This is a genomic window from Pseudomonas sp. CC120222-01a, from assembly GCF_003097235.1.
GTDB lineage: Bacteria > Pseudomonadota > Gammaproteobacteria > Pseudomonadales > Pseudomonadaceae > Aquipseudomonas.
In genome coordinates, this window is the sequence record NZ_QEQQ01000025.1 from 54580 (window position 1) to 76381 (window position 21802).

The following is a 21802-nucleotide window of genomic DNA, read 5'->3' on the forward strand; positions in this document are numbered from 1 at the left end:
GGCCAACCCCAGGGACTTTAGCGGATTTTCCCGGCAGATGTGACCTCAAATGGCGGCAGTGGCCAGTGAGTCCTCGCGGTGCAATGCCACCTGGCGGATCGACAGGCGCAGTTCGGCCGACAGTACACGCTTGGCCACGCCCTCGGCCAAATCGCCGAGTTTGTCGTGATAACCCAGCTTGCCATTGCCATCCGGGCGCAGCACGCCTTGTTCGATCAGGGTCTGGATGAAATGGCGGAACAAGGTCTTGTCGAAAAACTCCGGGGCGTTGAGGCCATGCAGGATCGACAGGCGCTGGGCCATCATCACGCACAGGTCTTCCAGCGCTTCGGCGCTCAGGGTGTTCTGACCGCTGTTGAGCAGCAGTGACGTGGCCATGTAGAAGCGCTGCAAGGTCTGGGTGATGGTGCGGGCGAGCAGGGTCAGCAGCACGAACTGGCGTGAGCTGGGCGCCGGGCGCATGTACAAATCGTTCTCGTGGCGCAGCAGGCCTTGCTCGACCAGTGCGGCCAGCCACTGGTCGATTACTTCGTCCAGTTGCTCTGGCGTCCAGCGCAGGAACAGTTCGGCCTGCAGGTACGGATACAGCGCATGCACATACTGCCCGAGCAGTTCGCGGCTCATCCGCGAGCTGCTGAGGAAGAAGCTTGCCAGCAGCGCAGGCAGGGCGAAGATGTGCAGGACGTTGTTGCGGTAATAAGTCATCAGTACCGCGTTGGCTTCATCCAGATAAAGGATGCGACCCAGTGCGTCCTTTTGTTCGGCCAGCAGGTCCATGCCGCGGACATGCTCGATCAGCGCCTGGCCGTCGCCTTCGGGCAGGGTGGTGTGCGCGGAGTAAGGCACCTGGCGCAGCAGGGCCAGGTACAGGTCCAGCACGCGGGTCAGGGCGCGCTCGTCCAGCGCCAGGCGGCTGGTAGAGAGCAGTGCCAGGGCCACCAGGTTGACCGGGTTGACCGCCGCCGCCTCGTTCAGGTGGCGGGCCACGGTTTCGCCCAGGCGGGTGGTGGTCTCGTTGAGCCAGGCCGGGCGGAATTGCGGGCCCAGTTCCTGCTCGCGCCAGCCGGGTTGCTGCTCATCGAGAAAGCCGGCCAGGCGGATCGGCTCGCCGAAGTTGACGTACACCTGGCCGAAGCGCTGCTTCAGTGCACCGAAGACCTTGAAGATGTCGAAGATCGACTCCTTCTTCTTGCTCGCCCCGCGCAGTTCGCCGAGGTAGGTACGGCCTTCCAGCACGCGCTCGTAGCCGATGTACACCGGCACGAACACGATCGGTGTGCGCGACGAGCGCAGGAAGCTGCGCAGGGTAATCGCCAGCATCCCGGTGCGCGGTTGCAGCATGCGCCCGGTGCGCGAGCGGCCACCTTCGACGAAGTACTCCACCGGGAAGCCCTTGGTGAACAGGGTGTGCAGGTACTCGTTGAACACCGCCGTGTACAGCGGGTTGCCCTTGAACGTACGGCGCATGAAGAAGGCGCCGCCACGGCGCAGCAGGCCGCCGATCACCGGCATGTTGAGGTTGATCCCGGCGGCGATGTGCGGCGGCGTCAGGCCATTGCGGAACAGCAGGTACGACAGCAGCAGGTAGTCGATGTGGCTGCGGTGGCAGGGCACGTAGATTACTTCGTGGCCTGGGGCGATGCCTTGCACCTGCTCGATGTGGTTGACCTTGATGCCGTCGTAGATCTTGTTCCAGAACCAGCTCAGCACCACTTCGAGGAAGCGGATTGCGGTATAGGTGTAGTCCGAGGCGATCTCATTGCCGTAGCGCAGCGCCTGGGCTTCGGCCTTGGCCACGGGCATGTTTTCGCGCTGGGCTTCCTCGGCGATGGCCTGGCGGACCAGGGGCGCATGCACCAGGCCCTTGACCAGATTGCGCCGGTGCGAGATGTCCGGGCCGATCACGGCGGTCTTGAGATTGCGGAAGTGCACGCGCATCAGGCGCTGGGCCATGCGCACGGTGCGCTCGTGGCCCTTGTTGTGTTGCACCAGCTCACGCAGGTGGATCGGCGCAGAGAACTGCACGCGGGTCTTGCGCCCCAGGATCAGCACGGTCAGCAGCCGGCGCAGGCGCCCGGTCACGGCCCAGCTGTCGGCGAACAGCAATTTCCACGGGCTGTTTTCACTGGCCGGTGTCTGCCCCCAGAACACACTGACCGGAATGATCTGGGCGTCTTCCTCGGCGTGCTGGCTGATGGCCGCAACCAGGCGCTCCAGGGTCGGCGGGGCGCCGCGCTTGTCGTGGCGGCCGAGCCAGTCAGGGTCGGGGGTCAGGTAGAAGAATGCGGCAGGCTCGTGCAGCGAGCCGACGGCGACCGGCAATACCGGGCGCGGCAGCCCCGCTTTGGTGCATTCACGGTCGACCACCGCCAGGTCGGTGAGCGATGGCGAGGGCAGGGCATAGAACACCGGGCGGCTGCGGTCGAGTTTGAGGGTCAGGGACGACTGGTTGATGGTCTCGGAGCGCACCCACAGGTACATCAGGCGACGCAGGGCGCCGAAGATCAGGCGGCGCAGGGGGGAACGGGTCATGGGGTGAGTGCCCTGGAAATGAATTTCAGAGAATAGACAGCCATTTAGTCTGCCGTATCGGCGCAAGTTCAGCAAAATTCGGTAAATAGCGCGACGGTCATGAAATTTTTTTGTTCTGTGTCATATACTCGGCCTGCCACTTGCAGGATATTTCGGCAAGCGGCGTCGACATAGGGAGGACACCCTGTGTCTACAAGGCGATCTTCACAATAAAAATCCGGAGTAGTTCAGATGTCGTCTCGTGAGACTGGGAATGTTAAGTGGTTCAACGATGCCAAAGGTTATGGCTTCATTCAGCGCGAAGGTGGTGCGGATGTCTTCGTCCACTATCGGGCGATCCGCGGTGAGGGGCATCGTACCCTGGTCGAAGGGCAGCGGGTGGAATACGCCTGCGTGCAGGGCCAGAAAGGCCTGCAAGCCGAGGACGTAGTCGGGCTCTGAGCCTCTAGCTGTAAGCTTCAAGCTGCAAGCGACCGTGTGCTTGCAGCCTGATGCAATCCCTCTTGTAGCTCAAGAAGTACGCCAGGTGATTTCTTCTTCACCGTCGGCACTGATGCGGATCCAGCGATCGGCATCTTCTTCACCGTCTTCCTCGACCCAGCCACCCGGCGCGCAACGCACTTCGACGTTCAGCGCGGCGAACGCAGCGCGGGCGCAGGCGACGTCATCGGCCCATGGGGTCTGGTCGCTTTCCAGGTAGAGGCTGTTCCATTTCCCTACAGCCTTGGGTAACCAGGTGACCGGGATGTTACCGGCCTGGCATTTGAAGGTCTGGCCTTTCTGCTTCCATTCGCTGCACGGGCCGATTGCCTGGCTGAGCCACTCGGCAATCTGCTTGTGGTCGACGTCGGCGTCCTTCAGGTAAATCTCGATATCGGGTTGGCGCATAAGGGCTCCGGGTGTGCTCAGTGCTGGCGCACGAAATAGTCATAACGCATGGAAACCGTCACTTCGAACGGCTCGGGCTGCTCGATCACCCGGGCGCGCTTCTCGGCGCTGGCGCGCCAGCCGTGCGGGGTCATCGCCAGCAGGTCGGCGCGGGCCTTGGGGGCGGCCAGGCTCAGGCGGAACTCGAGGGTTTCGCTGTGGGCGTGGGCCATGCCCTCGGGCACCAGGGCCAGGTGCTTGTCGTCAGCGTAGGGGCGCACTTCATCGTAGAGCACTTCACGCAGCTCCATCAGGTGGCCGCTGGTCGGGCCCACGCGCATCAGGCCGCCACCGGGGCTGAGCAGGCGCTTGGCCTCGTCCCAGTCCAGCGGGCTGAACACGCTGGCGATGAACTGGCAGCTGGCATCGGCCAATGGCACGCGGGCCATGCTGGCGACCATCCAGGTGACGTCGGGCGCCCGGCGACAGGCGCGCTTGACCGCCTCGCGGGAGATGTCCAGGGCATAGCCATCGGCGGCCGGCAGGGCCTGGGCGATCTGGGCGGTGTAGTAGCCCTCGCCGCAACCGATGTCCAGCCAGGCGCCAGGCTGGCGCTCGGCGGCCAGCTCAGCCAGGCGGCGGGCCACCGGGGCGTAGTGGCCGGCGTCGAGGAAGTCGCGGCGGGCTTCGACCATGGCCTGGTTGTCGCCTGGGTCACGGCTGTTCTTGTGCTGCACCGGCAGCAGGTTCAGGTAACCCTGGCGGGCGCGGTCGAAGCGGTGGCCGGCCGGGCACACCACGCCGTTGTCGAGCCGCGACAGGGCTGCCTGGCAGAGGGGACAGGCGAGCATCAGGCGAGCAACCGGACCAGGGTCTGGTAGTAGATTTCGGTCAGCAGGTCGAGGTCGCTGGCCAGGATCCGCTCGTCGACCTGGTGGATGGTGGCGTTGACCGGGCCAAGCTCGACCACCTGGGTGCCCATGGTGGCGATGAAGCGGCCATCGGAGGTACCGCCGCTGGTCGACGGCTGGGTGTCGCGGCCAGTGACGCCCTTGATGCTGGCCGCCACTGCGTCGAGCAGGTCGCCCGGTTCGGTGAGGAACGGCAGGCCCGACAGCGCCCAGTCGACCGACCAGTCCAGCTCGTGCTTGTCGAGGATCGCCGAGACCCGCGCCTGCAGGCCTTCGACCGTCGATTCGGTAGAGAAGCGGAAGTTGAACAGCGCGGTCAGCTCGCCCGGGACCACGTTGGTGGCGCCGGTGCCGGAGTTGAGGTTGGAGATCTGGAAGCTGGTCGGCGGGAAGAACGCGTTGCCTTCGTCCCAGTGCTCGGCAGCCAGTTCCGCCAGGGCCGGGGCGGCCAGGTGGATCGGGTTGCGCGCCAGGTGCGGGTAGGCCACATGGCCTTGCTTGCCGCGCACGGTCAGCTTGGCGCCGAGCGAGCCGCGACGGCCGTTCTTGACCACGTCGCCGAGCAGGGTGGTGCTCGATGGCTCGCCGACGATGCACCAGTCCAGGCGCTCGTTGCGTGCCTTCAGGCGCTCGACCACGGCCTTGGTGCCGTGGTGGGCCGGGCCTTCCTCGTCGCTGGTGATCAGGAACGCGACCTTGCCGCGGTGGTTGGGGTGGTCCTGCACGAAGCGCTCACTGGCGATCACCATCGAGGCCAGGCTGCCCTTCATGTCGGCAGCGCCGCGGCCGCAGAGCATGCCGTCGGCGTCGATCAGTGCCTCGAACGGCTCGTGCTGCCACTGTTGCACCGGGCCGGTGGGGACCACGTCGGTGTGGCCGGCGAAGCACAGTACCGGGCCGTCCTGGGTACCGTGGGTGGCCCAGAAGTTGTCGACGTCTTCGATGCGCATCGGCTCCAGCTGGAAGCCCACGGCGCCCAGGCGGTTCATCATCTGCGCCTGGCAGTCGGCATCGACGGGGGTGACCGAGGGGCGACGGATCAGGTCGCAGGCCAGTTGAAGGGTAGGCGAGAGCTCGGCAGGGGCCGTCATGGGGAACTCCGGGGCAAGGCAAGGCGGGGAAATCTGAGGGGCGTTATCTTATATCAAACCGCTAGGCCAATGGGGCCGCTTTGCGGCCCTTTCGCGACACAAGGCCGCTCCTACAGAAGCACGCGATCTCCTGTAGGAGCGGCCTTGCGTCGCGAAAGGGGCGCAAAGCGCCCCAAAAAATCTCAAGCCTGCTGCGGCTCGGCGGCCTTCTGCGCAGGCTTGGGCAGCGACGACAGGAACGCCATCACCAATGCCGCCACATACGGCAACGACTGCACCAGCAACATCGCCACCCAGAAGCGCATGTCCGAACTCGGCAGCCCCTGCACCAGGAAAATCCCCAGCGCCGCCCCCCACAACATCAACATGATGAACAGCTCTTCGCGGGCTTCGGAAATCGCCACCAGCAAGCCATGGCTGTCGGCATTCTTCGGTGTGCGGAAGAACGGCATGCTGCTGGTGAAGAACCCGTACAACACCGCCTTGGCGATGGTGTGCGACAACGCCAGCCCCGCCAGTGCCGCAGCAAAGGCATCCTTGAGGTTCACCCCCACCGCGCGGCGGTAGAGGAAGATGATCTTGCCGACCTTGAAGAAGAACAGCGCCAGCGGCGGGATGGCGAAGATCATCAGCGGCGGGTCGACCCGGTGCGGCACGATGATCATCGCCGCCGACCACAGCAGGGCACCGACGGTGAAGAAGATGTTCATGCCATCGGCAACCCACGGCAGCCAGCCGGCCAGGAAGTGGTAGCGCTGGCCACGGGTCAGCTCGCTACCCTTGCCGCGCAGCAGGGCGCTGGCGTGGTGCTTGATGATCTGGATGGCGCCATAGGCCCAGCGGAAGCGCTGCTTCTTGAAGTCGATGAAGGTGTCGGGCATCAGGCCCTTGCCATAGCTGTTGTGCGAATAGGCGGCCGAAAGGCCTTTCTCGAATACCCGCAGGCCCAGCTCGGCGTCCTCGCAAATGCACCATTCGGCCCAGCCCAGCTCCTCCAGCACGCTGCGCCGGGTCATGGTCATGGTGCCGTGCTGGATGATCGCGTCACGGTCGTTGCGGGTGACCATGCCGATGTGGAAGAAGCCCTTGTATTCGCTGTAGCAGAGCTTCTTGAAGGCACTTTCGTGCTGATCGCGGTAGTCCTGTGGCGACTGCACCACGGCGATCTTCGGGTCGGCGAAGTGCGGCACCATGTGCTTGAGCCAGTTGCGGTCGACGCAGTAGTCCGAGTCGATTACCGCGATCACTTCGGCGTCCTTGGCGGTGTGCGGGATCAGGTAGTTCAGCGCGCCGCCCTTGAAGCCGGCCAGGGGCGCGACGTGGAAGAACTTGAAGCGTTCGCCGAGCTTCTCGCAGTGGGCCTTGAGTGGCTCCCACACGGCCGGGTCCTTGGTGTTGTTGTCGATCACCAGCACTTCATAGTCCGGGTAATCCAGTGCGGCGAGGGCGTCGAGGGTCTGCTTGACCATCTCCGGCGGCTCGTTGTAGCACGGCACATGCACCGACACCTTCGGCCGGTAGGCGCTGTCGCCCTGCACCGGCAGGAATTCACGCCGGCGCTTGTGGATCCACACGGCCTCGGCCAGCTCGTGGGCCTCGGTCATCAGCACGATGAACACGCCCAGTGCACCGAGCGCCAGCAGCACGCCGACCGTCAGGCTGAACCAGGTACTGTATTGCTGGCTGTAGTCATAGGCGATCCACACCAGCACCGACCCGCACAGGAAGGTGATGAAGGTGAGGAAGGTGCGCCCACGCTGGCGTAGAGCCGAGCCGTCGATCAGCAGCACGGCCAGGGCGATCATCGCCAGCACCACCGAGGCCACCGCCAGCGCCCGCCACTGCGGGATCGCCACCACCGGCCCCTCGAAGTTGAACTTCTGCTGGCGCTCGGCGTTGTACACGCCCCAGTAGGCACCTACCGAGCCTTCGTCGTTGGCCTTCCACGGCTGGTCATAGGCCTCGATGACGAAGTAGTTGTAGCCGCGGCGGTTGAGGGTGTTGACCAAGGTGCGCAGGTAGATCGCCTGGTCGGCCTGGGTGGCGTCGGCACCGCCGCGCATGCGGCCGTTGCTTGGCCAGCCGACTTCCGACAGCAGCAGCGGCTTGTGCGAGAACTGGTGGCGCAGCTCGCGGGCACGGTCGAGGACAAACTGCACCGAGTCTTTCATCGGCACGAATTCCCAGTACGGCAGGATGTGCGCGGCGATCAGGTCGACGTGCTTGGCCAGTTCCGGGTGCTCCTTCCAGATGTGCCACTGTTCGCTGGTGGTGACCGGCACCTTGACGGCGGCGCGGACGCGGTCGAGGTACTGGATCAGCTCTTCGGGGGTGACTTCTTCGCGGAACAGTGCTTCGTTGCCGACCACCACCCGCACCACGCTGCGTGAGTGGTTGGCCAGCTCGATGCCTTTTTCGATCTCGCGTTCGTTGCGCTCCAGGTCTTTGCTGATCCAGATGCCCAAGGTCACCCGCAAGCCAAATTCTTCGGCCAGCCGCGGGATTTCGGCCTGGGTACCCTCGACGGTGTAGATACGAATGTTGTCGGTGAGCTTGTTCATCTGCTCCAGGTCCTGGCGTATTTCGTCATCGCTGGGGTACTGGCCCTTTTGTGGGCTTTCCCCAAGGCGGAACGGCGAATACGAGAAACCGGAGATCTGTTCCGGCCAGGCAGGTGCGGAGACTGGGCGATTGATCAACGCCCAGAACCCGGTGAACAGCGCGGCGATGGCCAGGACCACCACCAGGTTGAGGCCGAATTTGCGAGATGACATTGTGATCCGTTTCTGTCCAAGTGATAGGACATTAAAGCAGTAATGGTAGGGTGTTTCCTAACGATGGAGGTCAGAGCGGGCATTGGCCTATAATGCGCGCCGCTTTTTCGGGTACGAGCTTTGGGGTAGGAACATGAGCACAGAAGATCCACGCTTTGCCGGCGTTGCCCGGCTGTATGGCGACGACGGCCTGCAGCGCCTGGGCAATGCCCATGTGGCAGTCGTCGGCATCGGCGGGGTCGGCTCGTGGGCAGCCGAAGCCCTGGCGCGCAGTGGCGTGGGCGAAATCACCCTGTTCGACCTGGACGACGTCTGCGTCAGCAATACCAACCGCCAGGCCCATGCCCTGGAAGGCCAGGTCGGGCGACCGAAGGTCGAGGTGATGGCCGAGCGCCTGCGGGCAATCAACCCGGCGATCACGGTGCACGCGGTGGCGGATTTCGTCACTCGCGAAACCATGGCCGAGTACATCACTGAAGAGATGGACGCGGTGATCGACTGCATCGACAGCGTGATGGCCAAGGCGGCGCTGATCGCCTGGTGCCGGCGACGCAAGATCGCCATCGTCACTACCGGTGGGGCGGGCGGGCAGATCGACCCGACGCAGATCCAGGTCGGCGACCTCAACAAGACCTTCAACGACCCGCTAGCCTCGCGGGTGCGCTCGACCCTGCGCCGGGACTACAACTTCTCGCGCAATACCAGCCGCAACTATGGCGTGCCGTGTGTGTTCTCCAGCGAGCAGCTGCGTTATCCAAAGGGTGATGGCAGTGTCTGCCTGCAGAAGAGCTTTGTCGGTGAGGGTGTGCGCCTGGACTGTGCGGGCGGTTTTGGTGCAGTGATGATGGTAACTGCGACGTTTGGCATGGTCGCGGCGAGCAAGGCCATCGAGAAACTGGTGGCAGGGGCGCGGCGGCCCTCGGAGCGGGTCAAACCTGAATAAGCTTCGGGCGTTACGCGGTCCTTGTGGGAGCGGCCTTGCGTCGCGAAAGGGCCGCAGAGCGGCCCCGGCAATTCAGGATGCGAAGCGGAAAATCTGGGGGCGCTGCGCACCCCTTTCGCGACACAAGGCCGCTCCCACAAGGGGGGCCATCTTTCATCTAGCGGGGCGTTGCCAATTCCGCCATCCGCAACAACACCGCATGCAGCCCATTGCTGCGCGATGGCGACAGCTGCCGCTCCAGCCCCAGCTGGGTGAACCACTCACGCAGGTCCAGCCCGGCCAGTTCCGCAGTCGCCAACCCTTGAACCCGCGCCAGCAGCAGCGCCAGCAGCCCACGCAACAACCGCGCATCGCTGCTCGCCTTGAAACGCCATTGACCTGCGTGCTGTTCCGCCACCAGCCATACCAGGCTTTCACAGCCATGCACCCGGTTGCTCTCGGACTTTTCCGCCTCGCTCAGCGGTTCCAGCCGATCGCCCCATTGCATCAGCAGCCGCGCCCGCTGCTCCCAGCCGCGCGCCTGCTCGAAGCTTTCCAGCGCTTCACGGGCTGGCAAAGGCAGCGTCATCGCAACAACTCCAGGCCTTGGTCCAACGCCGCGAAGAACCGCTGCAGATCGTCACTGTCGTTGTACAGCCCCAGCGACACCCGAATCGCCCCCTCCAGCCCCAGCCCCTTGAGCAGCGGCATGGCGCAGTGGTGCCCGGCGCGCACGGCAACACCTTGCTCGGTCAGCATATGGGCGATATCAGCATTGTGTACGCCTTCGATGACGAAGCTGGCCAAGGCCGCTTGTGGTGCGCCCAGCACGCGCACGCCCTCGCGGTCGGCCAGGCCGCGCAGCAGGTGCTGGTGCAGGCTGGCTTCGTGGGCCTCGACGGCATGGCGGTCGAGGCTGGCCAGGTAGTCCAGCGTCGCACCCAGCCCGATGACCCCGGCGATCGGTGGCGTGCCGGCTTCGAAGCCCAGCGGTGCGGGGCGGAAGCTGGCGCTCTGGTAATCGGCCAGTTGCACCATTTCACCGCCGAACTGCCAGTGGCGCAGCAGCTCCAGTGCCTGAGTGCGACCGTACAGCACGCCGACACCTTCCGGCCCATACAGCTTGTGGCTTGAGAATACGTAGAAGTCGCAGCCCAGCTGCTGCACATCATGGCGGCCATGGACCACGCCCTGGGCGCCATCGACCACGGTCAGCGCGCCTTGCGCCCGGGCGTGGGCCAGCAGCGCAGTCAGGGGTTGCCAGGTGCCGAGCACGTTGGACAGCTGGCTGACGGCGAGCACGCGGGTGCGCGGGCCGATCAACTGCAGCGCCTGATCCAGGTCGATACGGCCATGCTCGTCCAGCGGCAACACCACCAGGCGCAGGCCACGTCGGCGGGCCAGTTGCTGCCAGGGCAGCAGGTTGGCATGGTGCTCCAGGGCGCTGATGGCAATCTCGTCGCCAGCTTCGAAACGGTGTTCCAGGCCATAGGCCAGCAGGTTCAGCGCCGAGGTGGCGCCATGGGTGAAGACGATCTGCCGTGAGTCTGCGGCGTTGAGCCAGGCAGCCACCTTGTCGCGGCTGGTCTCGAAGGCCTGGGTTGCCAGCGCGCCGGGCAGGTGCTGGGCGCGGTGCACGTTGGCGGCGCCATGGCCGTAGTAATGGCACAGGGCATCGAGCAACGCCTGGGGCTTCTGGGTGGTCGCGGCGCTGTCCAGGTAGGTCTGGTGCTGCCGTTGCAGGGCGGCGATGGCAGGGAAATCGGCGCGCCAGGGGGAGGGCTGGAACATGTTCGCGGGGCCTGGAATGAAAATCGGGTCTGGCACCCTTGGCGCCAGACCCGATCTTAACACTTCAAACCGCCGAGGGTTCTCAGTTATGGGCGTGCAGCGCCTCGTTCAGCTCGATGGCCGACTTGTGGGTCTTGCACTCCACGGCGCCATTCAGCGAGTTGCGGCGGAACAGCAGGTCGGTCTGGCCGGCCAGGTCGCGGGCCTTGACCACTTTCACCAGCTCGTTGTTCTCGTCCAGCAGGTTCACCTTGGTGCCAGCGGTGATGTACAGGCCGGCTTCGACGGTGTTGCGGTCGCCGAGCGGGATGCCGATACCGGCGTTGGCGCCGATCAGGCAGCCTTCGCCGACCTTGATGACGATGTTGCCGCCACCGGACAGGGTGCCCATGGTCGAGCAGCCGCCGCCCAGGTCCGAACCCTTGCCGACGAATACGCCAGCGGAAACGCGGCCTTCGATCATGCCTGGGCCTTCGGTGCCAGCGTTAAAGTTGACGAAGCCTTCGTGCATGATGGTGGTGCCTTCGCCGATGTAAGCGCCCAGGCGTACACGGGCGGTGTCGGCGATACGCACGCCGGCCGGGACCACGTAGTCGGTCATCTTCGGGAACTTGTCCACCGAGAACACTTCCAGCAGCTCGCCCTTCAGGCGCGCTTCCAGTTGCAGTTCGGCCAGTTCGCTCAGGTCGACGGCGCCCTGGTTGGTCCAGGCCACGTTTGGCAGCAGCGGGAAGATGCCGGCCAGGCTCAGGCCGTGCGGCTTGACCAGGCGGTGCGACAGCAGGTGCAGCTTGAGGTAGGCCTCTGGGGTCGAAGCCAGCGCCGCGTCTTCAGCCAGCAGGGTGGCGACCAGCGGCTTGTGGCTTTCGGCCAGGCGGGTCAGCAGGGCAGCCTGGGCGGCGTCGACGCCTTTCAGGGCTTCGGCCAGCTGGGCGGCCTGGGCGTTGCTGAAGGCGATAGCCTGGTTGCCACCTTCGTAGCCGAGGATCGGCGCTACTGCGGCCACCAGTTCGGCGCTCGGGTTGAGCAGCGGTTGTGCGTAGAACACTTCCAGCCAGGTGCCCTGGCGGTTCTGGGAGCCGACACCGAAGGCCAGGCTGAACAGGGTATTGGACATGTGATTACCTCGTGCGAAATAGGGTAGGGGGCTCAGGCCAGCGCGGCGGCGTACAGGTCTGGCTTGAAGCCGACCAGGGTGCGCTCGCCAAGGTCGAGCACCGGGCGCTTGATCATCGACGGTTGGGCGTGCATCAGTTCGACGGCCTTGGCCTGGTCGAGGTCGGCCTTGCTGGCGTCGTCGAGCTTGCGGAAGGTGGTGCCGGCACGGTTGAGGATGACTTCCCAGCCGTGTTCGTCGCACCAGCGGTTCAGGCTGTCGCGGTCGATGCCTTGGGTCTTGTAGTCGTGGAATTCGTAGGCGATGGCTTTGTCTTCGAGCCAGGTACGCGCCTTTTTCATGGTGTCACAGGCTTTGATGCCGTAGAGCGTGTAGGTCATTGTGTGCATTGAGGCCACAGGCTGCCCCAATCTCTCCATTTCCGAATGTCAGTCGCGGGATTATGCGGGAACGATTGTATGAGCGCCACGGGGTGTGCATGTCTTGAGGTTTTCAGTGGTTGTGAGATGTGCATGCCTTGAGAGGTTTAACGCCTATGAGATCGAGCGCCGCCCGCGCGGCGCATCGCGGGCAAGCCCGCTCCCACATCTGTTTCGGGCCAGTCACACCTGCACTGGCAACAGGGACCGCCTTTGTGCATGTCTGGAGACAGGTGGGGCAGCATTAGCGTCCACCGAGATGTATCGCCATGCCAACAAGGCTGCTCCTGTTGGCTTCATAGGAGTAACTGGCCTGAAACAGATGTGGGAGCGGGCTTGCCCGCGATGCGCCGCGCGGGCGGCGCTCGATGTCAGCAGCCCCACAGCACCCAAGGCATGCGCCTCCATGGCAATCCTGCACAACACAGAAGGCTTAAGTATCATCATGTTACATATTCATCCATCACCTGCGACTATCGTGCAGCGGTCTCGTTTCACCAGACCCCGCTAACATATTGTTTCAATGGCGATCTCTCGCCCCGCTGTCGTTTTTGGTTCACAAAGGAAGCCTTCACGGATGCAGTCCGCCTACACCGTCCTCATCCTGCTGACGCTGGTAAGCGTGTCGAAACTGGTCGGGCGCATGATCCCGCTGCCGTTGCCCTTGGTGCAGATCGCCGCCGGTGCGTTGCTGGCCTGGCCGACCTTGGGCCTGCATGTGGCCCTGGACCCCGAATTGTTCCTGTTCCTGTTTCTGCCGCCGCTGCTGTTCGCCGATGGCTGGCGCATCCCCAAGCGTGAGTTGTGGCGCATCCGCGGCCCGGTAGTGGCGCTGGCCGTGGGGCTGGTGTTGTTCACCGTGGTCGGCGCCGGCTACTTCATCCACTGGTTGCTGCCGAGCATTCCGCTGCCGGTGGCCTTCGCCCTGGCCGCCGTGCTGTCGCCCACCGACGCCGTGGCGGTGTCGGCCATCGCCCAGGACCGCCTGCCGACCCCGCTGATGCACATGCTGCAGGGCGAGGCATTGATGAATGATGCCTCGGGCCTGGTGACTTTCAAGTTCGCCCTGGCCGCCGCGATTACTGGGGCGTTCTCGCTGGCTGATGCCAGCTTCAGTTTCGTGCTGGTCGCCCTCGGCGGCCTGGCGGTGGGTGTGGCCCTGAGCTGGCTGATCGGTCGCCTGCGCGCCTGGATGATCGCCCGTGGCTGGGATGACCCGGCCACCCACGTAGTGTTCATGCTGCTGCTGCCGTTCGCCGCCTATGTGCTGGCCGAGCGCCTGGGTGTATCGGGCATCCTCTCGGCGGTGGCCGCCGGCATGATGCAGAGCTGGCTCGACCTGTTGCCGCGCCAGACCAGCACTCGTCTGCTCAACCGCAGCGTCTGGTCGCTGCTGGAGTTCGCCTTCAACGGCCTGATCTTCTTGCTGTTGGGCTTGCAGTTGCCGGACATCATCAAGGCCGTGGTCAGCCATGAACCCACGGTCTGGCCGACCCTGGCCTGGCGGTGCCTCGATGTGCTGGCGATCTTCGCCGCGCTGATCCTGTTGCGGTTTGTCTGGGTGCAGAGCATCTGGCGGGCAATTGGCGTGGTGCGGCGTTGGCGCGGTAAGCCAGCGCTGGTGCTGATGCCCACGGCGCGCTCGTGCTGGCTGCTGACCCTGGGCGGCGTGCGCGGCGCGGTAACCCTGGCTGGTGTGATGTCGGTGCCCTTGCTGATTGGCGCAGGCCAGGCCTTCCCCGAGCGCGACCTGCTGATATTCATCGCGGCCGGCGTCATCCTGCTGTCACTGATCAGTGCCTGCATTGCCTTGCCATTCCTGCTGCGCGGCATTGTCAAAAGCCCTGATGAGCGCCTGCATCAGGAGGTGCAGGACGCCTGGAGGCGTACGGTGGAGGCGGCGATCCATGCGCTGGAGGCGGAGGAAGTCATCGATGCCAGCGCGCCTCAGGATGCGGCTCAGGCGACCTTGGCTACCGAGCTGAAGGCGCGGCTGATGGCTGAGTATCGGGATGAGCTGGACAGCTACAACGATACGGCCGAGGCGCGAGCGCTGGCCGAACAGATGGACTTGCTGGAGCGGCGCTTGCGTTTGCGGGCACTGCGGGCGCAGCGACTGGAGTTGTATAACCTGCATCGCCAGCATCTGGTGGGGGATGAGGTGGTCAGGCAGGTGTTGGGTGAGCTGGATCTGAGTGAGGCCAATCTGGGGCAGGTCAGGTAGACCGTAAGGGGGCTGCTTCGCAGCCCTTTCGCGACACAAGGCCGCTCCTACAGGAAGGCGCGATCCCTTGTAGGAGCGGGCTTGCCCCGCGAATGGGGCGCAAAGCGCCCCCGGCCAATCAGCGGTTCTGCAGGAAAGCGCGAATGCGCTCCGCCGCCTCGATGCACTCGGCCAGCGGCGCAACCAGTGCCATGCGCACCCGGCCGGCACCCGGGTTCACGCCATCCACCTCACGCGACAGGTATGACCCCGGCACCACGGTCACATGCTGGGCCTCGAACAGGTCGCGGGTGAACTCGGCATCACCGCCCGGTACCTTGGCCCACAGGTAGAAGCTGCCATCCGGCCGCTGCACGTCGAGCACCGGTTGCAGGATGTCGAGCACGGCATCGTACTTGGCACGGTACTGGTCACGGTTCTCGCGGACATGCGCCTCGTCCTGCCAAGCGGCGATGCTGGCCAGCTGGGTCTGAACCGGCATGGCGCAGCCGTGGTAGGTGCGGTACAGCAGGAACGGCTTGATGATCTCAGCGTCGCCGGCGACGAAGCCGGAACGCAAGCCCGGCAGGTTGGAGCGCTTGGACAGGCTGTGGAACACCACGCAGCGCTTGAAATCGTTGCGGCCGAGTTCGGCGCAGGCGCTCAGCAGGCCCGGTGGCGGCGCGTCTTCGTCGAAGTACAGTTCGCTGTAGCATTCATCGGCGGCAATCACGAAATCGTGCTCGTCGGCCAGGGCAATCAGCTTCTTCAGCGTGTCCATCGGCACCAGGGCGCCGGTGGGGTTGCCTGGCGAGCACAGGAACAGGATCTGGCAGCGTTTCCACACCTCGGCCGGTACGGCATCGAAGTCCGGGTTGAAGCCGTTGTCTTCCAGGCAGGGCAGGTAATGCGGGGTGGCGCCGGCCAGTAGGGCTGCGCCTTCGTAGATCTGGTAGAACGGGTTGGGGCTGACTACCAGGCCGTCATCGGCGCGGTTGACCACGGCCTGGGTGAAGGCGAACAGCGCTTCGCGGGTACCATTGACCGGCAGGATGTGGCGGTCGGCATCCAGCCAGCCAGCCGGCACGCCGAAGCGGCGTTCGCACCACTGGCCGATGGCCTGGCGCAGGGCTGGCAGGCCGAGGGTGCTCGGGTACACCGCCAGCTTGTCGAGGTTGTCGGCCATGGCCTGGGCGACGAACGCCGGCGATTCGTGCTTCGGCTCACCGATCGACAAAGCGATGGCGCGTTTGTCCGCCGCAGGCTTCACGGTGCCCAGCAGGGCGCGCAGTTTCTCGAACGGGTAGGGCTGAAGCTGGGTCAAGGCATGGTTCATCGGCGCAAGGTCTCGTCAATCGTCTAATCGTTAAAAAGTCACGCGGGTCGGGCTGGCATCGCTGGCCTGGCCGGCCTGCAGCTGCTGCACGATGGCTTCCTGCAGGCGGCTGCACAGCTGCGGGTCGGAGAGCGGCTGGTTGTCGGCATCGGTGATGAAGAACACGTCTTCCACCCGCTCGCCGAGGGTGGCGATCTTGGCGTTCTGCAGCGACAGGTCGAACTCCAGGAAGATCCGCCCGATCCGTGCCAGCAGGCCAGGGCGGTCCGGTGCGGTGATCTCGAGGATGGTCACCGGGCGCTGGGCATCGTTGAGGATGGTCACCTGCGGCGGGAAGTTGAAGTGCTTGAGCTGGCGCGGCACCCGGCGCTGGATGATGGTCGGATAATCCTCGGGGTTGCGCAGCGCTTCGGTCAGGCCGTCGCGGATCTGCTTGACCCGCTGCGGGTTGTCGCCGATCGAGCCGCCATCGTTGTCGAGCACGATGTAGGTGTCGAGGGTGAACTGGCTGCTCGAGGTGATGATCCGCGCATCATGGATGTTCAGGTTCAGCTGCGACATGGCGGCCACGGTCACGGCAAAGAAGTCGTGCTGGTCGGGTGCGTAGATGAAGATCTGCGTGCCGCCCTCGAATTCGCGCTGGGTGGTTTCCTTGATCAGCACCAGCGGCCCGCCATCGGCCGGTTGCTGGAGGATGGCGTCGCTGTGCCAGGCCACGTCGGCGGCGTTGTGCTTGAGGAAGTAGTCATCGCCCAGCTGCGACCACAGTTGCTCGACGTCGTCCGGGTCGGTGCCTTCGCGCACAAGGATGTCCAGCGCGGCCGACTGGGTCTGGCGGATCTGTTCCTCGCGGTCCAGCGGGTTTTCCAGGCCTCGGCGCAGGGCGCGCTTGGTCTCGGTGTAGAGCTGGCGCAGCAGGCTGGCGCGCCACGAGTTCCACAGGCTGGGGTTGGTGGCGTTGATGTCGGCCACGGTCAGCACGTAGAGGTAGTCCAGGCGCGTCTCGTCGCCTACATGCAGGGCGAAATCGTTGATCACCTGCGGGTCGGACAGGTCCTTGCGTTGGGCGGTGGTCGACATCACCAGGTGATTCTGCACCAGCCAGACGATCAGCCGGCTGTCCCAGGCCGGCAACTGATGGCGTTCGCAGAACTTCTGCGCATCCACCGCGCCGATCTCGGAATGGTCGCCCTGACGGCCCTTGCCGATGTCGTGGTACAGGCCGGCCAGGTAGATCAGCTCGGGTTTGGGCAGGCGGCCCATGAGCTTGCTGGCCAGCGGGAATTTCTCGGACACCGGCGTGTACTGCAGCTTGCGCAGGTGCTTGATGAGGTTGAGGGTGTGCGCATCGACCGTGTAGATGTGGAACAGGTCGTGCTGCATCTGCCCGACGATCAGGCCGAACTCCGGCAGGTAGCGGCCGAGGATGCCGTAGCGGTTCATCCGCCGCAGGTTGCGGTGGATGCCGATTTCGCACTTGAACAGCTCGATGAACAGGCTGGTGTTGCGGATATCCTTGCGGAAGGTGTCGTCGATCAGGTGCCGGTGTTCGCGCAGCAGGCGCACGGTGTCGGCGCGCACGCCCTTGATCTCCGGGTGCTGGGCCATCAGCACGAAGATCTCCAGCATGGCGAACGGGGTGCGCTTGAACACGTTCGGGTTGACCGCTTCGATATAGCCGTCGTGCAGGCGGAAGCGCGGGTTCAGTGGCTGGGTGGTGCCGCTGTCGTCATCGGCGAGGATGACTTCTTCGAAGTGCTGGATGATCAGGTCGCACAACTGGCTGATGCTCATCACCACCCGGTAGTACTGCTGCATGAACTGTTCGATGGCGCGCTTGGGGTTTTCGTCGCTGTAGCCGAGCAGCGCAGCGATGCTGCGCTGGTGGTCGAACAGCAGGCGGTCTTCGGCGCGGCCGGCGAGCATGTGCAAGGCGTAGCGCACCTTCCACAGGAAATCCTGGGACGAAGCAAGCAGTTCGTTCTCGCTTTCCAGCAGGAAGCCTTCGCCGGCCAGGGCGTGCAGGTTCAGCGTGCCGTACTGGCGGCGGGCCACCCAGAGCACCGTCTGGATGTCGCGCAGGCCACCGGGCGAGCCTTTGACGTTGGGTTCGAGGTTGTACTCGGTGTCGTTGTACTTGTGGTGGCGGGCCTTGAGCTCGGCGCGCTTGGCCAGGAAAAACTCCTTGCTCGGCCACATGTACGTGGTGCTGGTCACCTCGAGCATGCGCTGGCGCAGGTCTTCGGGGCCGGCAATGGTGCGGCTTTCCATCAGGTTGGTGATTACCGTCAGGTCGGCACGGGCCTGCTCGGCACATTCGTCGACGGTGCGCACGCTCTGGCCGACCTCCAGGCCGATGTCCCAGAGCAGGGTGAGGAAGCGCTCGATGGCCTCGCGGTACTGCTCATGCTCGGCGGCGCCGAGCAGGATCAGCAGGTCGATGTCCGAGTGCGGGTGCAGTTCGCCGCGGCCATAGCCGCCCACCGCCACCAGGGCGATACCGCTCGGGTCGCCCCAGTCGAACTGGTTCCAGGCCTGTTGCAGGATGTTGTCGACGAGCCAGGCGCGGGCTTCGATCAGCGGGCGGATTTCGCAGCCCGTGCGAAAACGCTTGTCGAGCACCTCGCCGGCCTGGCGGATGGCTTTCTTGAAGGCGGCGATGGGGCTCGCCTTGAGGGCCAGTTCAGCCTGGAACTGGCCACGGTCGAACAGCTCGGGATCCACCTGGGGCATCGCGTCGCGTTCCTGTCTTTAGGTTGCCTTGGGTGCAATCAGGCCGAGGTGCGCGGGATGGTGTCGTCCTTGCGCAGGGTGAAGATCTCGTAACCGGTAGCCGTTACCACCAGGGTATGTTCCCACTGGGCCGAGAGCTTGCGGTCCTTGGTGATGGCAGTCCAGCCATCGCCCAGTACCTTGGTGTCGGCCTTGCCCTGGTTGATCATCGGCTCGATGGTGAAGGTCATGCCTTCCTTGAGTTCCATGCCGGTGCCGGCGCGGCCGTAGTGAAGGATCTGCGGCTCTTCATGGAACACCTTGCCGATGCCATGGCCGCAGAACTCGCGCACCACGGAGAAGCCGTTCTTCTCGGCGTGCTTCTGGATCACTTCACCGATATCGCCCAGGCGGCAGCCCGGCTTGACCAGTTCGATGGCCTTGTACATGCATTCCTGGGTGACCTTGGACAGGCGCTCGGCCCAGACCGGTACGGTGCCGACGTGGAACATGCGGCTGGTGTCGCCGTGGTAGCCGTCCTTGATCACGGTGACGTCGATGTTGAGCGTGTCACCGTCCTTCAGCGGTTTGTCATTGGGGATGCCGTGGCAGACCACATGGTTGATCGAGGTGCAGATCGACTTCGGGTAGCCCTTGTAGTTGAGGGGCGCCGGGATGGCCTGCTGGACGTTGACGATGTAGTCGTGGCACAGGCGGTCGAGCTCCTCGGTGGTGACACCGGGCTTGACGTGTTCTTCGATCATTTCCAGCACATCGGCGGCCAGGCGGCCGGCGATGCGCATCTTCTCGATGTCTTCTGCAGTCTTGATGGTGACGGTCATTACAGGCTCTCTACGGCGCCGCAGGCGGCGCGAACAAACGGGAAAGGCCGGATTCTAGCAGAGCAGGGCGGCATTCTGTCGGGATAAAGGCGGCCATGCTGCTGTCTATAGGAGGCATTCTGGCCTGTTTGCCCGGGTGCTGCAAAAACGGCTGACGGACGCAACCTGATCCGGGTTCCGTTCGCTCGCGGTCTGTGGTATAAAATGCGCCGCTTTCGGGGACGACCCCGTCAGCATTAAACCCACACACGTGTCGACACGATGACCTGGGTGCCCCGATTCTCCGGAAGCGCGGGTTGGTCATTGGGATACGTGGAGGCCCAACCCGACTTATCAAGGAACTATCATGTCCCAAGTCAACATGCGCGATATGCTGAAGGCCGGTGTGCACTTCGGCCACCAGACCCGTTACTGGAACCCGAAAATGGGCAAGTACATTTTCGGCGCGCGTAACAAGATTCACATCATCAACCTGGAAAAAACCCTGCCAATGTTCAACGACGCTCTGTCGTTCGTAGAACGCCTGGCCCAGGGCAAGAACAAGATCCTGTTCGTCGGCACCAAGCGTTCCGCTGGCAAGATCGTAGCCGAGCAAGCTGCTCGCGCTGGTTCGCCATACGTTGATCACCGTTGGTTGGGCGGCATGCTGACCAACTACAAAACCATCCGTGCTTCGATCAAGCGTCTGCGCGACCTGGAAACCCAGGCCGAAGATGGCACCTTCGCCAAGCTGACCAAGAAAGAAGCCCTGATGCGTTCGCGCGATCTGGAAAAGCTGGACCGCAGCCTGGGTGGTATCAAGGACATGGGCGGCCTGCCTGATGCCCTGTTCGTGATCGACGTTGACCACGAGCGCATTGCTATCACCGAAGCCAACAAGCTGGGCATCCCGGTTATCGGCGTTGTCGATACCAACAGCAGCCCAGAAGGCGTTGACTACGTCATCCCAGGTAACGACGACGCTATCCGCGCCATCGAGCTGTACATGACTTCGATGGCTGACGCCATCATCCGCGGCCGCAACAACGTTGCCGGCGGCACTGAAGTCTACGCTGAAGAAGCGGCTGCACCTGCTGCTGAGTAATAGGCGCTAGCGTCTACTTGGCACGCGAAAAGGGGGCTCTGCCCCCTTTTTGCCACCTTGAAATCCTGCTGTCAGCAACGGCCCCGCATGATGGGCGAGCTGATATAAAGGCAGCGATTTGCAGAATTTAACGCCCGCGTCGAGCGGGTGGAATGGTTGAAAAACTTTCCAAGAGGATTTTGAAATGGCAGCAATTACTGCGGCGCTGGTCAAAGAACTGCGCGAGCGTACCGGCGAAGGCATGATGGATTGCAAAAAGGCCCTGGAAAAGGCCGGCGGCGACATCGAGAAAGCCATTGACGACATGCGTGCCTCGGGCGCCATCAAGGCCGCCAAAAAGGCTGGCAACGTCGCTGCTGAAGGCGCTATCGCCGTCAAGACCGACGGCAAAGCCGCCGTTCTGCTGGAAGTGAACTCGCAGACCGACTTCCTGGCTCTGCAAGACGACTTCAAGAACTTCGTGGCCGAAAGCCTGGAAGAAGCCTTCGCTCAGAAGCTGACCGACGCAGCGCCTCTGGTTGCTTCGCGTGAAGCGGCTCGTGAAGCTCTGGTCGCCAAGTGCGGCGAGAACGTCAACATCCGTCGCCTGGTGCGCGTTGAAGGCGACGTTGTCGGTGCCTACCTGCACGGCAACAAGATCGGCGCTGCCGTTGTCCTGAAAGGCGGTGACGCCGAACTGGCCAAGCAAATCGCCATGCACGTTGCCGCTTCGAACCCAGAGTTCCTGGATTCGTCGGAAATCTCCGCCGAGGCCATCGAGCGCGAGAAGGGCGTATTCCTGCAGCTGAACGCTGACAAGATCGCCGGCAAGCCGGAAAACATCGTTGAGAACATGGTCAACGGTCGTATCGCCAAGTTCAAAGCCGAAGCCTCGCTGAAAGAGCAAGCCTTCGTCATGAACCCGGAAGTCAAAGTTGGCGAGCTGGCCAAGAAAGCCGGCGCTGAAATCGTTTCCTTCACCTACTTCAAGGTTGGCGAAGGCATCGAGAAGCCAGTCGACGACTTCGCTGCTGAAGTTGCCGCTCAGGTAGCTGCTGCCAAGCAGTAAGACAGCCCCGTCTGTCGCCCCAAAGAGGCTGCCCGCTCACGCGCGCAGCCTCTTTGTCAAAACGGCAAAGGGTTTATAAAGCCCGACGCCGCTGGCACCAAAACGGTGCCACGCTACAGTTAGCAAGCCGAAAACGGCTCGCACGAATTTTCT

The 21802-nt window shown here is 63.9% G+C and carries 17 protein-coding genes; 5 read left to right on the forward strand and 12 right to left on the reverse strand.

Annotated elements, in window-relative coordinates:
* Window positions 1–45: 45 nt before the first annotated feature.
* Window positions 46–2532 carry a glycerol-3-phosphate 1-O-acyltransferase PlsB gene (gene plsB, locus N430_RS24515; RefSeq protein ID WP_110639369.1) on the reverse strand — a complete coding sequence of 829 codons (2487 nt, stop codon included), beginning with the start codon at window positions 2530–2532 and terminating at the stop codon, window positions 46–48.
* A 231-nt stretch (window positions 2533–2763) separates the two neighbouring features.
* Between plsB and N430_RS24520 the strand changes: the two genes are divergently transcribed.
* On the forward strand, window positions 2764–2973 hold the full coding sequence (locus N430_RS24520; RefSeq protein WP_003252255.1) for a cold-shock protein: 210 nt from the start codon (window positions 2764–2766) through the stop codon (window positions 2971–2973).
* A gap of 69 nt (window positions 2974–3042) precedes the next feature.
* Here the strand turns inward: N430_RS24520 and N430_RS24525 are convergent, their stop codons facing one another.
* The 4 genes from N430_RS24525 to N430_RS24540 all read right to left on the reverse strand — a co-directional run bounded on the left by N430_RS24525 (window position 3043) and on the right by N430_RS24540 (window position 8175).
* Window positions 3043–3420, reverse strand: a complete 378-nt coding sequence (locus N430_RS24525; RefSeq protein ID WP_085673285.1) for a hypothetical protein — start codon at window positions 3418–3420, stop codon at window positions 3043–3045.
* A 17-nt stretch (window positions 3421–3437) separates the two neighbouring features.
* Entirely contained in the window at window positions 3438–4250 is an 813-nt protein-coding gene (locus N430_RS24530) for a putative RNA methyltransferase (protein ID WP_110639368.1), read from the reverse strand.
* Window positions 4250–5401 (reverse strand): succinyl-diaminopimelate desuccinylase, encoded by a 1152-nt coding sequence (gene dapE, locus N430_RS24535; RefSeq protein WP_110639367.1) that lies wholly within the window; start codon window positions 5399–5401, stop codon window positions 4250–4252. The genes N430_RS24530 and dapE overlap by 1 nt, the downstream gene beginning before the upstream one ends.
* A 182-nt stretch (window positions 5402–5583) precedes the next feature.
* Window positions 5584–8175: a glycosyltransferase gene (locus N430_RS24540; protein WP_110639366.1), complete on the reverse strand. Its 2592-nt coding sequence runs from the start codon at window positions 8173–8175 to the stop codon at window positions 5584–5586.
* Window positions 8176–8308: 133 nt separating this feature from the next.
* On the opposite strand from N430_RS24540, the gene tcdA reads away from it, so the two are divergent.
* Window positions 8309–9118 (forward strand): tRNA cyclic N6-threonylcarbamoyladenosine(37) synthase TcdA, encoded by an 810-nt coding sequence (tcdA, locus tag N430_RS24545; protein WP_110639365.1) that lies wholly within the window; start codon window positions 8309–8311, stop codon window positions 9116–9118.
* 157 nt (window positions 9119–9275) lie between these two features.
* Here the strand turns inward: tcdA and N430_RS24550 are convergent, their stop codons facing one another.
* The 4 genes from N430_RS24550 to N430_RS24565 form a co-directional block, all read right to left on the reverse strand.
* A complete protein-coding gene (locus N430_RS24550) occupies window positions 9276–9686 on the reverse strand; it encodes a SufE family protein (RefSeq protein WP_110639364.1) in 411 nt (136 codons plus the stop codon).
* The gene (locus N430_RS24555) at window positions 9683–10888 is read right to left on the reverse strand and encodes an aminotransferase class V-fold PLP-dependent enzyme (RefSeq protein WP_110639363.1); all 1206 of its coding nucleotides are present in this window, start codon (window positions 10886–10888) and stop codon (window positions 9683–9685) included. Before N430_RS24555 ends, N430_RS24550 begins: the two co-directional genes overlap by 4 nt.
* An 82-nt stretch (window positions 10889–10970) precedes the next feature.
* Window positions 10971–12005, reverse strand: a complete 1035-nt coding sequence (gene dapD, locus N430_RS24560; RefSeq protein WP_027920042.1) for a 2,3,4,5-tetrahydropyridine-2,6-dicarboxylate N-succinyltransferase — start codon at window positions 12003–12005, stop codon at window positions 10971–10973.
* Window positions 12006–12037: 32 nt separating this feature from the next.
* The gene (locus N430_RS24565; protein ID WP_163986014.1) at window positions 12038–12385 is read right to left on the reverse strand and encodes an ArsC family reductase; all 348 of its coding nucleotides are present in this window, start codon (window positions 12383–12385) and stop codon (window positions 12038–12040) included.
* A 616-nt stretch (window positions 12386–13001) separates the two neighbouring features.
* Between N430_RS24565 and N430_RS24580 the strand changes: the two genes are divergently transcribed.
* The gene (locus N430_RS24580) at window positions 13002–14648 is read left to right on the forward strand and encodes a Na+/H+ antiporter (protein ID WP_110639362.1); all 1647 of its coding nucleotides are present in this window, start codon (window positions 13002–13004) and stop codon (window positions 14646–14648) included.
* A gap of 118 nt (window positions 14649–14766) precedes the next feature.
* Here the strand turns inward: N430_RS24580 and dapC are convergent, their stop codons facing one another.
* From dapC to map, 3 genes are read right to left on the reverse strand one after another with little or no spacing between them, the layout of a single operon-like run.
* A complete protein-coding gene (gene dapC / locus N430_RS24585) occupies window positions 14767–15963 on the reverse strand; it encodes a succinyldiaminopimelate transaminase (RefSeq protein WP_110639361.1) in 1197 nt (398 codons plus the stop codon).
* A gap of 30 nt (window positions 15964–15993) precedes the next feature.
* Window positions 15994–18696 (reverse strand): [protein-PII] uridylyltransferase, encoded by a 2703-nt coding sequence (locus N430_RS24590; protein ID WP_110639360.1) that lies wholly within the window; start codon window positions 18694–18696, stop codon window positions 15994–15996.
* Window positions 18697–18734: 38 nt separating this feature from the next.
* Window positions 18735–19517: a type I methionyl aminopeptidase gene (gene map, locus N430_RS24595; protein ID WP_025337973.1), complete on the reverse strand. Its 783-nt coding sequence runs from the start codon at window positions 19515–19517 to the stop codon at window positions 18735–18737.
* A gap of 346 nt (window positions 19518–19863) precedes the next feature.
* Between map and rpsB the strand changes: the two genes are divergently transcribed.
* Together rpsB and tsf are read left to right on the forward strand one after the other, a co-directional pair.
* Window positions 19864–20601, forward strand: coding sequence for a 30S ribosomal protein S2 (gene rpsB / locus N430_RS24600; RefSeq protein ID WP_110639359.1), 738 nt, complete (start codon window positions 19864–19866; stop codon window positions 20599–20601).
* A 184-nt stretch (window positions 20602–20785) separates the two neighbouring features.
* Window positions 20786–21649, forward strand: a complete 864-nt coding sequence (tsf, locus tag N430_RS24605) for a translation elongation factor Ts (protein ID WP_103445333.1) — start codon at window positions 20786–20788, stop codon at window positions 21647–21649.
* The last annotated feature ends 153 nt before the right edge of the window (window positions 21650–21802 follow it).

Bases quoted from the DNA above. Each gene is read 5' to 3' on its own strand.
- plsB (WP_110639369.1), bottom strand. From the start codon at position 2,532: ATGACCCGTTCCCCCCTGCGCCGCCTGATCTTCGGCGCCCTGCGTCGC.
- N430_RS24520 (WP_003252255.1), top strand. From the start codon at position 2,764: ATGTCGTCTCGTGAGACTGGGAATGTTAAGTGGTTCAACGATGCCAAA.
- N430_RS24525 (WP_085673285.1), bottom strand. From the start codon at position 3,420: ATGCGCCAACCCGATATCGAGATTTACCTGAAGGACGCCGACGTCGAC.
- N430_RS24530 (WP_110639368.1), bottom strand. From the start codon at position 4,250: ATGCTCGCCTGTCCCCTCTGCCAGGCAGCCCTGTCGCGGCTCGACAAC.
- dapE (WP_110639367.1), bottom strand. From the start codon at position 5,401: ATGACGGCCCCTGCCGAGCTCTCGCCTACCCTTCAACTGGCCTGCGAC.
- N430_RS24540 (WP_110639366.1), bottom strand. From the start codon at position 8,175: ATGTCATCTCGCAAATTCGGCCTCAACCTGGTGGTGGTCCTGGCCATC.
- tcdA (WP_110639365.1), top strand. From the start codon at position 8,309: ATGAGCACAGAAGATCCACGCTTTGCCGGCGTTGCCCGGCTGTATGGC.
- N430_RS24550 (WP_110639364.1), bottom strand. From the start codon at position 9,686: ATGACGCTGCCTTTGCCAGCCCGTGAAGCGCTGGAAAGCTTCGAGCAG.
- N430_RS24555 (WP_110639363.1), bottom strand. From the start codon at position 10,888: ATGTTCCAGCCCTCCCCCTGGCGCGCCGATTTCCCTGCCATCGCCGCC.
- dapD (WP_027920042.1), bottom strand. From the start codon at position 12,005: ATGTCCAATACCCTGTTCAGCCTGGCCTTCGGTGTCGGCTCCCAGAAC.
- N430_RS24565 (WP_163986014.1), bottom strand. From the start codon at position 12,385: ATGACCTACACGCTCTACGGCATCAAAGCCTGTGACACCATGAAAAAG.
- N430_RS24580 (WP_110639362.1), top strand. From the start codon at position 13,002: ATGCAGTCCGCCTACACCGTCCTCATCCTGCTGACGCTGGTAAGCGTG.
- dapC (WP_110639361.1), bottom strand. From the start codon at position 15,963: ATGAACCATGCCTTGACCCAGCTTCAGCCCTACCCGTTCGAGAAACTG.
- N430_RS24590 (WP_110639360.1), bottom strand. From the start codon at position 18,696: ATGCCCCAGGTGGATCCCGAGCTGTTCGACCGTGGCCAGTTCCAGGCT.
- map (WP_025337973.1), bottom strand. From the start codon at position 19,517: ATGACCGTCACCATCAAGACTGCAGAAGACATCGAGAAGATGCGCATC.
- rpsB (WP_110639359.1), top strand. From the start codon at position 19,864: ATGTCCCAAGTCAACATGCGCGATATGCTGAAGGCCGGTGTGCACTTC.
- tsf (WP_103445333.1), top strand. From the start codon at position 20,786: ATGGCAGCAATTACTGCGGCGCTGGTCAAAGAACTGCGCGAGCGTACC.